Annotated in this window: 10 protein-coding genes; 4 read left to right on the plus strand and 6 right to left on the minus strand. The window is 40.0% G+C overall.

Going from position 1 to position 14,588, the window contains the following annotated elements; all coding sequences use genetic code 11:
- Nucleotides 1–47: 47 nt before the first annotated feature.
- Nucleotides 48–419, plus strand: coding sequence for a response regulator (locus BC008_RS27760; RefSeq protein ID WP_027844949.1), 372 nt, complete (start codon nt 48–50; stop codon nt 417–419).
- Nucleotides 420–933: 514 nt separating this feature from the next.
- On the opposite strand, the gene BC008_RS27765 is transcribed toward BC008_RS27760, so the two are convergent.
- Together BC008_RS27765 and BC008_RS27770 are read right to left on the minus strand one after the other, a co-directional pair.
- Nucleotides 934–1,719, minus strand: coding sequence for a pentapeptide repeat-containing protein (locus BC008_RS27765; protein WP_058183217.1), 786 nt, complete (start codon nt 1,717–1,719; stop codon nt 934–936).
- A gap of 1,080 nt (nt 1,720–2,799) precedes the next feature.
- Nucleotides 2,800–3,450 carry a peroxiredoxin-like family protein gene (locus BC008_RS27770; RefSeq protein ID WP_027844948.1) on the minus strand — a complete coding sequence of 217 codons (651 nt, stop codon included), beginning with the start codon at nt 3,448–3,450 and terminating at the stop codon, nt 2,800–2,802.
- Between the two features lie 354 nt (nt 3,451–3,804).
- Between BC008_RS27770 and BC008_RS46790 the strand changes: the two genes are divergently transcribed.
- Nucleotides 3,805–3,993, plus strand: a complete 189-nt coding sequence (locus BC008_RS46790; protein WP_072207688.1) for a hypothetical protein — start codon at nt 3,805–3,807, stop codon at nt 3,991–3,993.
- A gap of 263 nt (nt 3,994–4,256) precedes the next feature.
- Here BC008_RS46790 and nblS read toward each other — a convergent pair whose 3' ends face one another.
- Nucleotides 4,257–6,146 (minus strand): two-component system sensor histidine kinase NblS, encoded by a 1,890-nt coding sequence (nblS, locus tag BC008_RS27775; RefSeq protein ID WP_027846317.1) that lies wholly within the window; start codon nt 6,144–6,146, stop codon nt 4,257–4,259.
- Between the two features lie 404 nt (nt 6,147–6,550).
- Here nblS and BC008_RS27780 point away from each other — a divergent pair, with 404 nt between their 5' ends.
- A complete protein-coding gene (locus tag BC008_RS27780) occupies nt 6,551–8,152 on the plus strand; it encodes an iron uptake porin (protein WP_027846316.1) in 1,602 nt (533 codons plus the stop codon).
- Between the two features lie 282 nt (nt 8,153–8,434).
- Here the strand turns inward: BC008_RS27780 and nagZ are convergent, their stop codons facing one another.
- Complete coding sequence (gene nagZ / locus BC008_RS27785) at nt 8,435–9,553, minus strand: beta-N-acetylhexosaminidase (RefSeq protein ID WP_027846315.1); 1,119 nt, start codon at nt 9,551–9,553, stop codon at nt 8,435–8,437.
- Between the two features lie 282 nt (nt 9,554–9,835).
- Nucleotides 9,836–10,063, minus strand: coding sequence for a hypothetical protein (locus BC008_RS48685; protein WP_161938070.1), 228 nt, complete (start codon nt 10,061–10,063; stop codon nt 9,836–9,838).
- 315 nt (nt 10,064–10,378) lie between these two features.
- On the opposite strand from BC008_RS48685, the gene BC008_RS27790 reads away from it, so the two are divergent.
- Complete coding sequence (locus tag BC008_RS27790; RefSeq protein WP_027846522.1) at nt 10,379–12,046, plus strand: arginine deiminase family protein; 1,668 nt, start codon at nt 10,379–10,381, stop codon at nt 12,044–12,046.
- Between the two features lie 323 nt (nt 12,047–12,369).
- Here BC008_RS27790 and BC008_RS27795 read toward each other — a convergent pair whose 3' ends face one another.
- Nucleotides 12,370–14,376 (minus strand): NB-ARC domain-containing protein, encoded by a 2,007-nt coding sequence (locus BC008_RS27795; RefSeq protein WP_321170095.1) that lies wholly within the window; start codon nt 14,374–14,376, stop codon nt 12,370–12,372.
- Nucleotides 14,377–14,588 lie beyond the last annotated feature (212 nt).

Below are 14,588 nucleotides of genomic sequence, written 5' to 3' on the forward strand. Positions count from 1 at the left end.
TCCCTAGTCCCCAATCCCTAATCCCCAATCGTAAATCCCTAATCACCATGACAAAATCTATTTTAGTAGTTGATGATGAAGAAGATGTCCGGGCGCTAATTCAGTTAGGCTTGGAAATGAATGGAGGTTGGAATGTTATTAATGCAACCTCTGGAATAGAAGCTATTGATGTAGCTGAAAGTCAACAACCTGAGGTCATTTTATTAGATCTAATGATGCCAGATATGGATGGTAAAGCAACGCTACAAAAGTTAAAATCTAACCCCAAGACCGAAAATATTCCCGTAATTATGATGACTGCTAAGTCTAAATATTCTGTAGAAGAAAGTTTTGCAGGATTGGATGTCGCAGCAATTTTTACTAAACCCCTTCGACCCCTTAATCTTTCACAGCAAATTATCGATGTGATCGGGGAGTAATGAGTAATGAGTAATGTTAGCGGATCCGTAGGTAGCGCAGCTATAGCGGGGCGCGATAGCGCACAGTAATGAGTGAGGGGTGAATTAACGGTTATGAGTCAATACAGTTCGGTTAAGAATTTTTGAAACAAATAAGCATGTTCTGGAACCTGACTGAGCCTGCGGCGTTAGCATTAGCCTCTTTCGTCCATAACAAGAAATTTAGGCTCATGTAATATCCGAATCTAATTACGCAGTGCGACATTAAGAAGTTTAGCAACTTTAAAATAAATTTATTATCTGTGAGTATTAATAATCATTAACTGTTATCTATTGCTTATAACTATTAACTTATTAATTACTTATTACTTATTACTTATTACTTATTACTTATTACTCCTTACTTCTTCCATATTGCCTCTAAATAACCCAAAATCGAGAGACTTTGGAGTTTTTTGTCTCGCAATTTTGGGTTTAAAGATTAATCATACCGCCTTAAACAGTACACATTTTTTATCTCGGTACAGAAGACCTTTTAGCCAACAGCAACAGGAACTTCAGACTTTACCTCCAAGGGAGTAGAACGATGGAAAATATCTTCTCCGTCGTTACCTTGCATCACAAATATTGCTTTGTGAGCAATTAAGTCATATCTCATTTCTTGAGACATTCCTTGATTGTTACCAAATCTTGCATTTTCAACAGACGCACAATCAAGGCTTACCCCTGTCATATTAGCTCCGGTTAAGTCCGCACCTCTGAGATCTGCTCCCTTAAAATCTACCCGACTTAGGTTTGTATTCCTCAAATCGGCATACCTAAGATCCGCATTGTTGAGGTTGACATCTGTAAGAGTTGCGCCTCTAAGCTTTGCTTCTTGGAGATTGGTTTTTGCAAGATTTGCACCATTGAGGAACGCTCCTCTCAGATCGGCGCAGTAAAGATAAGCGCCAGCAAGATTAGCTTCTATCAGGTTTTCACCATCTAGACCTCTTCCATAAGCTTTAGTATTGACGATTTGCCATACTAGACGCCATTTACTATCGATTTTTGTTGCAAAATCAATTCTGACGCCGTTGAAGTTCACGCCCCAAAGGTTCGCGTGGATTAAGTTTGCACCCCTTAGGTTCGCACCGCTCAAGTCAGCACCACCAAGGTCCGCACTACTAAGATCTGCACCACTAAGTTCGGCTCCGCTCAAGTCAACACCGCTTAATTTCCTACCTTCAGTTGGTCGCTTGAGAATCTCTTTTACTAATTGAAACTTTGTTTCTAAATCAATATCTTTTTTATACGAAATTTTACTTAAAATGCGGTTCATTTTATTACTCCTGAATTTTATTTGCTAATTGAACTAGGCGGCAGATGTCAATACAATACAAGTATATAACACTGTTAATATTTTGCAGACATCTAACTATAGGCAACACATTGAATTAGATGCCGAAATAATAGTTCGTAATAGAACAACAGTATAACAAGCCTTTCTGATGGTTGCAATGGTTATTCTAAGTTTTATTGTGTTGTTTTTTTAGTAGTTGTCTAGGACAAATGTTCGCCACAGGTTTCTCTGAATGAGTAAACAACTACGTGTGTCTTTAATTACTGAGTAAATCAGATACAATCAAACAAAACTAGTGATTATCCAGCTTTGAAATAATCTCACCACTTTACAGTTCAAAGAATTGTGCTTTCCACTCATTATAGTATTGAGTTTGGGTATTTAAGTAGGGGGACAAAAATATTTATTTCGTTACAAATGCTAGCGTGATTACTAACTATTAATATGAACTTATTACTACTATAAAGTGTCATACTGTCAGGCTTTTACGCAGTCTCTGTGATGTTACAAGCAGAGAGTATAGATGGGTTATATTTTACTCCACATGGTAGGAATAACCGCTTTATCCTAAGCCCCATGCACTCTTTATAAGCACTAACGCTAGTTCAATCGCAACAAATATATATTTAGCTTTGTCTAAGTACTTATTAAAGTCTAACTGAGAAATGTGGTTAATACACAAAAAAATTCCTAAATATTTCTTTAAATATTCTAGAGTATTAATCGCAAATTAAATTAAGTATTACGAAAATAGTATTACTTTTAATGAATTAAAATTACGTTTAGTTCAAATATCTGAAAAAATTAATTCCTGGAAAAACAACCTGATTCCTGGAAAAATCTGATTCCTGGAAATTACAGACTGGAAAAGATCCAAGTTTAATTTTGGCTGGACATAACAGTTATAAATTATTGAGCAATAAAAATTATAGTCATAAGCAGAAAACTATTTCTTTATATTTTCTTAATTAATAGTATTGCTTATGACTCTAAGGAAATGGTGATGAGTAAGTGAAAGTTAGCTGAGAGATTTAGGATAATCTATTTATTTTTAATTCATTATTTATTCACTTTTTGCAGAGTGTTGATGACCTCTTGTGGTTCCAAGCGCTGAGTATAATCAGCATTAACAAAAGAGAGTACTATTGTACCATCAGACGCAATAACGTAAGTAGCTGGGATAGGTAATTCAAAGGTTTTATCGCCATTGTGTGCGGGAAGATCGATTCCAAATGTTTCGTAAATTGGGCGTAAATCTTCTGGAAGAGTAAATATTAAACCAAATTGTCTAGCGATGTGATTTCCTACATCGCTTAAAACTTCAAAGGTTAACTCATTTTTTTCAACAGTAGATAGAGAATTATCGGGAGTTTGGGGTGAAATTGCGATGAGAGAAGCCCCTAAAGCCTGAATCTCTGGTAAACGTTTCTGGAAAGCCCGTAGTTCTAAGTTGCAATAGGGACACCATTGACCTCGGTAGAAAGAGATTACGACTGGACCTAATTGAAGTTGTTTTTGTAAATTAACTCTCTTACCCGTTGCGTTAGGTAGGGAAAAATCAGGAACTTTGTCTCCAACTTTTAAACTACCATCTGAGATTCCCGAACTTGCTAAGTTTTGAGTTGCTTGACTCATCGTGGCTTGGACTTCTTCAGAAACTTTGGTTAAAAATTGGTTGCGATAGTTTTGTAGCTCTTCTGTTAAATTCATAAAATATTTCCTGTGTATTCACTAGATAACCGATCTGTAAAATTATTGAACGATAATTCCAAAAAAACTCAAAAAAATAATTGAGTCACTTCAGCACACAAAGAGTTACCATTGTCACATCCAACAAGACTTATTTGTTTGGATGATCTTATAAATGACGTGCAAACCTTGTAAATTAGAGCTTAAGTGTGGACTAATGCACGAATATTTTTATTTTGGCTGGCTTCTCCTTTGTTTTTAGCTCTGAGCAATACTTCACATCATAAATTTTCAGTATTTTGTAATTCAGTCGCTAAGTACACTGATATTTGGAATTAATGTTCAAATATTTATTTAAAGATTTTATCGCAGAATATGAGAGATAGGAGTCAGGAGTCAGGAGTCAGGAGTCAGGAGTCAGGAGTCAGAAGTCAGGAGTCAGAAGTCAGAAGTCAGAAGTCAGGAGTAAGGAGTAGGAGTCAGGAGTCAGGAGTAAGGAGTAGGAGTCAGGAGTCAGGAGTCAGGAGTAGGAGTCAGGAGTCAGGAGTCAGGAGTCAGAAGTAAGGAGTAGGAGTCAGGAGTGTAATAATCTCACACTTAGTTTTTGATTTTTTAGGTCTACTTTACTTAAGGAATGTGAATGAAATAAAGTACAAAAGTTAGGGTGTTGTTAGCATCACGTAACGCACCATTCCAAATTTCAGAATTACAGGTTATTAAATTCTCGTTCCTTACTTTTATTTAGCGTCGTTTTGCGGGATTGTATGATAATTTTGCTCTTGATTTTAGTTGGTAAATAGAGGCTAATTAACAGTTACCTTTAAAATTCACCCATAAACTTCTAGATCGAACCAAAACGTCGTCCCTACACCGACTTCACTAACTAAATTCATTTTACTGTGGTGCTTTTCAATGATATTTCTCACAATTGATAGACCCAAACCAGTACCTTCAAGGGTGTGAACGCGATTTTCTACCCGGAAGAATCGGTCAAAAATGGCTTGTTGGTCTTCTAGTGCAATACCAATACCAGTATCAGAAATTTCAATCCGAACTTGCAATGGGGCGGTTTGAGGATTAGAACTTGATGTTACTGGATAAGCACGGAGAACAACCTTACCACCTGTTTGAGTGAACTTCAAGGAATTACCTACCAAATTGGCTAGCACTTGCAGTAATAAATCATAGTGACCTTTAACTAGTGGTAGATGTGCAGCGACATCCTGAATAATTTCTATTCCTTTATCTTTGGCGTTAAGTTGATAAGTCCGCAAGGTTTGCTCGATCGCTTGTCCCAATTCAACAGCATCTAAACTATAGGTACGACCGGATTCTAGTTTCGATAAATCCAATACATCATTAACTAAGCGGGTGAGTCGATCGGTTTCGTGGTTGACAGTTTCCAGAAATTCTTGACGTTGTTGGGCTCCTAATTCTTCACCATATTCATGCAAGGTTTCGATGAAAGATTTAATGTTAAATAAAGGAGTCCGCAATTCGTGGGATACGTTACTAATAAATTGACTTTTCGCTTCGTTGAGTTCCACCTCACGGGTAATATCTTGCACGGTAATGGCTATACCTTTAATACTTTCCCGTGGTTGGTTGAGAACCGTGGTGAGAAGAATGCGAATAGTACGTTTGCTCGGTTCGTTGAGGAGGATGCGAAATTCAGCACTCTCACATTCTCCTGCAGCCATTTGGTAAAGATGGCGGGTAATTTGGGTTTGTAGCGCTGTCGGAAGGTGATGCAAAACATTATTGCCAATAACTTCAATGTCATCCCAGTTAAAAATATGTTTTGCTGTGGGATTGACCAAAACCACCTGCATATCATTATCAATTAATACTGCACCATCTGCAATAGTTGAAACTAAAGTTTCTAATTTAGCTTTTTCGGCGGTAAGTTCTTCAATGTTTTGCTCTTCATAACTTTCCAAACGCTCAGCCATTTCATTAAAACTGGAAATTAATTCCCCCAGTTCGCCCCCATGGGGTAGATCGATACGTTGTTTAAAATATCCTGCTGCAATTTGCCTTACACCTACAAGTAATTCCTTAATCGGCTTAGTAATAGTTAGAGCATTCATTACCCCCGCTAAAATTACCATTACCCAAATAGTAATAAATACGGCAATGGTGACATCCCGAGTAAAATTAGTAGAAATAACTGCTGTAGGATTGGGATTGATCCCAACTGCTAAAACACCCAAATATTTACCATCGGCGCGCAGAGGAATAAATACATCAGTAACTTCTCCATCCGGTGACTGATGTTGGCGTACTAAAGGCTTGCGCGTATTGGATGCATAATCTTCAGGTAGCTGGATGCTGCGCTGGATGGTAAGGGAATTTTCTACCTCTGGTTCCCAAAATGGAATACCAAAATAAATTTTTCCGGCTTCATCAGCATAGAGCATGTAGCGAATACTAGAAGTACTACTGTAGAAACGCTGAGAAAATTTTGCTACCTCTGTAAGATTAGTATCGGCAATAAAAGGTTCGACATTGGCTGCTAGTAATAATGCCAAATCGCGACCGAAACGAGTATCATTGAGCCGTGCATCCTGTTGGATTGTATTAACAGCCCAAAAGGTTAGACCGCTCATGACTAATGACACAATTAAAGTTGCGGCAGCTAATAATTTTGTCTGGAGGGTGAATTCCGACCACCAATTGGCGATCGCTTCTCGGATTGTCTTAAAAATATAAAGCATTTCAAGTGAGCTGTTAGCAGTTTTGCGATCAACCCCAACAACTTAAAAATTAACAGTTATTATCGCAAATCGGAAATCGGTTGTGCAGTCAATTGTCATGGTTAATTATTTTTTTGGGCCAATATTTTTGATATTTGTTCCGTTTAATCGCTTGTAACAGGTGTATTCTTATTATCCAAGCACGCCTTTCCACGAAGCAACTTGAGAAGTTGTAATTTACACGATTATTCAGAAATATGCCTGTAAAGCCCAATTAATCTTTTTTTAATTGGTGGAACAAATAACCAAGATATCTGATAATAACGCCAGTGGAGTAACATCTTCTCATTAGCTGCTCTTATTTTGAGATGTGGCTGATGTAAAAGAAAGTATAGCCGTGCGTATTACAACAAGTGTGAGGAAAAATGAATAAAAGAAAAATATTTTTGAAATTGCTTTTGGCTAGTCCCCTGGCTTTTGGGGCGTTATCAGTTGGTGGAAAAGCTGCTCTTGCGCAAACGGATGCAATGGCTTCCCCAACTCCACAGAAGAAAATGGCGCAGGTAACCTCAGTTTCTCAATTATCTGACGTACAAACAACTAGTTGGGCATTTCAAGCATTACAATCTTTAGTGGAACGCTACGGCTGTATTGCCGGATATCCTAACGGCACCTATCGTGGAAATCGAGCATTGACCCGCTATGAGTTTGCAGCTGGTTTAAATGCTTGTTTGGATAGAGTTAACGAATTAATTGCAACCGCAACATCAGACTTAGTAACTAAGGACGATCTAGCGACTTTACAAAAGCTGCAGGAAGAATTTTCTGCGGAATTGGCGACCCTACGCGGTCGTACAGATGCTTTAGAGGCTAGAACTGCAGAATTAGAAGCAAATCAATTTTCTACTACCACCAAACTAGAAGGGGAAGTTGTTGCTGGATTAACTAGCGTGTTAGAAAGCGATCAAGTTAATGGTGAAGATGTTGAAGATACTAATGCAGCCCTTGGAGCCAGAGTTCGCTTAGATTTAGTTACCAGTTTTACCGGGAAAGATTCTTTAGTTACCAGATTGGAAGCAAATAACGCTGTCAATCCTGAGATTGGTACTCTTGAAGGGGGTTTATCATTTGCGACAGAGGACGATCCTAGTGCAGATGTAGAAATTGGCACATTATTTTACGAGTTTCCTCTTGGGAAGAGCACAGATGTATATGCTTTCGCAACTGGAGCTGAGCCTGATGAATTCGTTGATACAGTAAATATTTTGGATGGTGATGGTGGAAGTGGTTCCATCTCAGCATTCGGTACTCGTAACCCTATCTATTACCAAGTAGAAGAAGGTGCTGGCTTAGCAGTTAAGCACGAGTTTGGTGAAAAGTTAGAAGTAAGTTTGGGATACATCGGAACCACAGCCAGCGATCCTGGTGAAGATGGTGGTTTATTCAATGGGGATTATGGTGCGATCGCACAAGTTACCTTTAAACCAAGCGATCGTTTCAAGGTTGGTTTGACTTATGTGAATGCTTACAATCAGTTTTTGACTACTGGTAGTAATTCAGCGAACTTCCGTGCCGAATTACCTGGGGTTGGTTTCCAGGATATAGATACACCAGTATCTAGTAATTCCTACGGTCTCCAAGCATCCGTCGGTGTGACCAAGAATATTGTTTTAGGTGGTTGGGTTGGCTATACAAATGCTCGCAACCTCTCTACTTCAGCTGCTTTCCCTGATCGCGGCGATGTTGATATTTGGAACTGGGCTGTTACAGCAGGTTTCCCTGATTTGGGTAAAAAAGGTAACTTAGGTGGTATCGTTGTCGGTATGGAGCCAAAAGTTACTGATTCTAGTATCGATGGTTTAGATGAAGATAATGATACTTCACTTCACCTAGAGGCGTTTTATCAGTATCGGCTTAACGATAACATCAGCATTACTCCTGGTGTAATTTGGTTAACTGCTCCCGATCACGATAGCGATAACGATGATATTGTGATTGGAACCCTGAGAACTACTTTGAGTTTTTAGGCGATTGGCGATTGGCGACTAGCGACTGGGGATTGGTGATAGACGATTGTTCTTGTTACCAGTCTCCGGCTGGTAACCAGTTGCCTGAGGCTCTGCCTCTTAGATACACTGGAGGCGGAGCCTCCGATACAGTATTCCTTGCCAGAGACAAGGAACAAATCATTTAACAGCAACGCCAAAAAACTCATCAGGGCGCACCAATGTGCGTCCCTACATGAAACAAATGGTGGTGTAAATTATTTCTTGGAAGTTCCTAATCGCCGATCCCTAATCCCTAGTCGCTTATCCCCCATAAGCACAGGAAATTGCGAGTTCGGCGTGTTGCAAAAGTGTGTTGCGATCGAGAATATGGGGTGAATATTGGGGTGCGATCGCTAGCAATTTATCAATTCTGGTTTTCGCTGCTGCAATTACAGTTTCACTTAAGCTACCATTTTCCAGAGAGGTAACAAAATCCTCAGCGATACCATAAATTTTTTCTGGGGATGATGCGGGAAGATTTCCAGATATTATTAATAGGTCGCAACCTGCGTTAAATGTTTGGGCGACTGTACTAATATTTGCATTATTTGCACTAATATTTTTATTTGCATACATATCTGAGACTGCTTTCATATCCAGGTCATCAGATACCACAACTCCTTCAAAGCCGAGTTCTTCTCGAAGTGTTTGACGTAAGATATTTTGAGATAAGGTTGCAGGTAGGTTTTTATCTATCTGGGGAAAGAGAATATGAGCGGTCATAATGGTGGGAATTCCTGCTTCAATTAAAGCTTGAAAAGGAATTAGTTCTCGGTTTCTCAGTTGTTCTAAACTTAGATCGAGCACTGGTAGCTCTAAATGAGAGTCGGTGCTGGTATCTCCATGTCCGGGAAAATGTTTTGCACAAGCGATGATTTCTGATTCTTTCAGTCCAATAAAATATTTACAAGCGGATTTTGCGGCTGTTTCGGGGGTAGTATTAAAGGCGCGGGGTCCAATTATTGGATTATTGGGATTGGAGAAGATATCTGCAACGGGAGCCCAAGATAGGTTTATACCTAAAGATTTTAGTTCGAGTGCTGTAGCTTTGGCGATTTTTGTTGCTGCTTTACTTTGCAAAAAGGCGTAGGGAAATCGAGTAATTGGTGAAGGTGTACGAACTACTCTTCCTCCTTCGTGATCGATGCTCATTAACATCGATTTGCGTTCGGTATATTCCCGGATTTGTTCTGTTAGTTGTTTGAAAGTGTCTAACCAGTCTTCGTAGTGGGTGTCTTGGCGGAAATTTTTGGCAAAGAAGATAATTCCCACTGGTTTTAATTTGCTCAGGATGCGTTTATCTTCGTCGTTTAGGACTGTTCCGGAAACGCCGATGATGACGTGGTTTCCGAAGCTATGAAATTTCTGTAATGGTGTCATAGTAATTTATTTACCTAATATCTACCTAATAAATTTTCGGCATTAATCATATAACAATAGCTGTAGAGACTTAGCATTGCTACGTTTCTACGGGGATTCTGACCACAAATAAATCCCATCGCTAACGCCACACTACGCGCTTTAAAATTAATGGGGCAGACTGATAGAATTAAAAAAACTACCGTAACAAAACTTTACACTTCGTAATGTTTTGTGCTTGAGATGCTTGTCCTAAGCGTTACAAGTATGATTATAAATACCTTGTGATAATCGCTTCAGAAATTAATCGCTTTTGTTCTCAAGCAAATAATTCTGTATTGGATCGATTTCGTTATCGACTTGTAGAAACGATTCTACTCCCTTCCCGTTTATCAGATTACCTATAAAAATTTCTCCTTTTCTTCCCACACTTCCCCCTCTAACTCGATTAGGTAATCTTCTACCGGGATAGGAGTAACCTTTCAAGGGTAGGTTTTTTGGTATTGCGGAAATAGTTGATAATTTTCTCAACTGCTTAAGGTGGTTTGGTCGTTTCAGGATTTAAACATCGCCTAAAACGTCCAAAAAATGACCAAATACGAAATACCTACCCATGAGAGATAGGAGTAACCCCCTCCTCACCTCCCACAAGTCTTAACCCCCTCCTAACCTCCCAAGGCTAACCCCCTCCTAACCTCCCCCAAGGCTAACCCCCTCCTAACCTCCCCCAAGGGAGGAATATACTTCAAGGTCTTCACTTGCACGAATAATTCTACTGCTTGGGAAATTTGCTTGGGCTAAATCCCAAGTTTTCAATACGAATATGTCAAGTCACGGAGACTTTGAATGATTATTACTCGTAGAAATTTTTCGCAAACAAGCAGATTCAGCAGACATGCACTTGTAGTAGAAGATAATGCAGCGTTTTGGGAGTCGCGATTTCCTAAGCTACTTCCCGACGCGGACTGGGTTATTACCTTTGCTACTACTATTGAGGAAGCAAAGCAAAAATTTTGGGATGATTGCAATTTCGATCTAATAATATCTGGTTATCAAATTGGTTCCAAAAGTGGACGGGAATTTCTAACTTTTGCCAGACAAATCGATCAAAACATTCCCATATTCCTATTGTTCGATCCAGCTTCTTCTAAAAATTTCGATTTTGGAGATACAGAAACTTACAGAGCGCTGGCTTTGATTAATAAAAGTAATTGTCTCACCAATCCTGACAAAGTAAGGGCAAAAATCAAAGCTGAATATGAACAATATATGGTAGAGATGTGTACTCCCCACATCCAAAGTGAGTATGGTCAGTTGCAGACAGTTTTGGTACATACCCCATCTGATGAAATAGATCGAATTGAACCAAACGACCCTTGGTATTTGATTGATTCTCGTCCCGCACTGCACCTAGCACAGCAGCAACACCGTGAATTCATTCGAGTAATCAAGGAAAATAGTTTGCGTCCCATCGTTTTGGATATTGCGCTTTTGTTATATGACGTAATTAAATCTCTCCAAGGCGATCAACTGCGACAAGTGGTAGAAAATATTCTGTTTGATCGGGAATTTCAGAGTCTGAAACACCGGTTTGGGAATCACAACCTTGAATTAAGTCCATTGCTTAAAGAAAAGGTCGATGAAATTTGCAGCAGCGACCTCAAGCAAATAACTTCCCAGTTAATGTGTGGTTTGAATATTGCTGACTTACTTGCTAAAGATGCAGGACACCCAATGTTCAAGCAACGAGATTCTCAAATTGTTCCACCGGTTCCCAATTTATATTTCATGCGCGATCCGGGTTTTGCTCTGGGAGAATCGCTGGTATTATCCAGAATGTATTGGGAAGTTCGACGTCGCGAACCTTCGATTATTCGCACGGTAATAAATTACCACCCATTTATGAAGAACGCTAAATCTCAAGCGATCGATTGGAATTTAGATTCCGGAGAACAATTCTTTATCGAGGGGGGAGATGTCATGGTCATAGCCCCAAATAATTTCGCCATTGCTTTGAGCGAACGAACTAGCCGTCAAGCGGTAAGAAAAGTGGCTCAAGAGTTAATTGGAAGAGGTGCAGAGCGGGTATTTCAACCGATGATTCCTGCAAAACGAGCCTTCATTCACTTGGATACTGTTTGCTCTGTAGTTGGTCCCAACCATATGGTGGTTCATCCCGAAGCTGTTAGCGCCTATGGGGATACTTTATGCTGGAGCGATAGAACTTTCCGGTCTGGAGGTGAACCGGAATCTCTGCAGAAAGATTTTATCACAGTTCTTCGCAGTCAGTTCGGTAAAAATATTATTGAGGTGACAGATCCTTGCGAACAGTTTGACGATGCTGTAAATGTTTTCATGATTAAGGCCGATACAGCAGTTGCTTATGACCGCAATCCTAAAGCTAATCAGGCTTTAAGGGAAAACGGGATTCGTGTAATGGAGTTTTCCGGTTCGGATCTGGTAGTCGGTCGTGGTGGAGCAAGGTGTATGACTATGCCGATTCGTAGAAATTAGGGATTAACTTATTCTTGTTACCAGTAAGAAGGCTAGTAATATTATGTCCGGTTAAATAACCGTCATTGCTTCGCTTTTGACGCGCCTACGGCGAACGCTCGCAACGACATACTATGGGTAATTTGGCGGACATGACATAACATATTGCTTGAGGCTCCCCCTCCTATCTAGACTGGAGGCGGAGCCTCCGATAATGTATTCCTTGCCGGAGACAAGGAACAAGTCACTACCTTCGTAGTCACGGTCTGTCTTCACTTTTGACTTTTGACTTTTTACTTATGTCCTACGGACACGCTTGCGCTAATGACTTCCGCGCAGCGGCTCTATTTCCACCACCGCGACACATATTGGATCGCACAAGCTGTATCTTTAATTGCTTCTGCACCACCTAAGGCAAATATAACGGGAGTTAATGCTTCTATATCAGAGAGTAAGTTTGGGCGAGTGCGACGAGATAAAATGTGAAAATTTTCTCGCCAGAGATCGAAAAGTTGAGGTTTTTGCATTTGTGATATTTTTTCTGCTAAAGAACTTAGGGCATAGGCGCGATAATAGTCATCCTGAATCTCCCTAGCGGCAGCCAGAGCTTCTGGTAACAATTCGGACGGCAGTTTGTCCGCTAAAGAACTTAGGGCATAGGCGCGATAATAGTCAGACTGAATCTCCCTAGCGGCAGCCAGAGCTTCGGAGAGTGCTAGTTTTTTTAAGGTCGCCGGCAAATGATTGGCTAGCCCTGTAAGCAAATGAGCTTTCTGTTTTGGATTTGAGCTTTGTAGTGCGTTACCTAGTGCTTGTTCGGGAGTCCATACTTTTTTGTGGAGCAACGCAATCAGCAATTCTACTGGTAGATTAGCTGCTAAACTATTAAGGGACGCAGTAATTAAAGCATAGCGACATTGCAAGCCAATAACTTGAGATCGGTTCGTCTTGACCTGTTTATCATCTTCTGCAAGTTCCCAAGCACGAGCAAGACCGGTGACAAAGTTTGCTGTTTGTCCTAAGCGATCACAAGCTTCATACCAACCATTTCCACCATTTTCTGATTCTTCAGCGAACAACTTGTGAATCTCTTCTATCTTTTCAGCTTTTTCCAAATGCCAAACTAAGCGTTGATGGATATAACCATCATCGGGTAAGGTATGCCAAAGGTTGTTACTGGTTAATTTTCTGTAATTCTCCAAAAATGTGGCGTGAGCTTGAGGAAGAGTTATTCCCAAACCTGCTAAATTACCTTTACGCTTAGGATTTTGTGGAGCAGTTAATAAATTACACGCGAGGTCATGAAATAAGTCATGTAAACGGTAGGTTGGTGTTTTATCCGGCAAAGGAACACCGGATAATAGCAGAGACTTGGAATGCAAGTAGCCCAACTCATCTGCTGCATCCCGCTCATCATCCATATCCCAAAGGGTTGCAGTCATCTTGGGAGTAATGCTTACATCTTCTGGTAATACCCCTAGCCAAATGAAATTTGATCGCGTTTCATCTGATAATTGTTGTACGCTCAAATTTAACGATGCTCTCAAGCTGAGTTTTTTTAAACTTGCTTCATCATTAACATCTCTGGCTGACTTGCAATCTAATGATTTTAACCGAGCCACCTCTTGCTGCATATCACGCAATAAAACCGTCCAAGAAGTACCACCAGCAACTTGAGCAGCAGCTAATTCTAATGCTAAAGGTAAGTAACCAAGGCTTTTCGCTAATTTTTTCGCATTTTTAGTTTCTGCGTCAGTGAGCTTACGTCCTAATTTTTTGGTCAGCAGTTCCATCGCTTCGGATGACTTCATTACATCCAAAGAATATTTACTAGCCCCTAATGCATCAGCGATCGCACCTTCGCGGGTTGTGATCGTAACTTGACAACGCGTTCCACCAACATTAAAAGCTTGTGCATCGGAAGTATTCCAAGCATCATCAACTACTAGCAGCGCAGCTTTATCATAAAGTAGCGTACGTAATTGATTGGAAGCAGCTTCCACACTAGTCGCTTTAAAGCTGTGGTCTCCCAATGCTTGTATCCAGCCACTAAGCAGGGATAATAGATTAGGTTTTTGACCTAAAGTCGCCCAAAGGATACCATCACAATATTTTTCTTGCACTTCTCGATCGTGTGCTAAAGCCGTTGCTAGAGTTGATTTACCAATAGAACCCAAGCCATGAATCGCAGTGACGACCAAAGTCCGTGGATCTGAAGAATTTGTGAGTAGACGTTTTTTAAGTTCTTGAGCGTATTCGGGACGATCTACATAGTAAGTTGGGAGGGGTGGGGCTTGGAAGATTTTAAGTTCTTGTACAGCAATAGGTAAGTGGGTTTGGGGTGAGGGAATTCCTAATTCTTTTTTAAAATATTCGAAATTACCTTGTAATTGAGCTTCTTTGCCTTTTAACTTGAGTTGGAATGTCCAGTTGGAACTGTTATTTCCTTGACCTTGATTTTGGCGTGTATCTGTTAAAACCCATCTTCCGCACTCTAACTGTCACAATCGGTAATTACTTAAATAAATCAATAATAAAAGAGTAAAAAAGTACTTTTTACCAC

The sequence above is a fragment of the Mastigocoleus testarum BC008 genome (assembly GCF_001456025.1).
Classification (GTDB): domain Bacteria; phylum Cyanobacteriota; class Cyanobacteriia; order Cyanobacteriales; family Nostocaceae; genus Mastigocoleus; species Mastigocoleus testarum.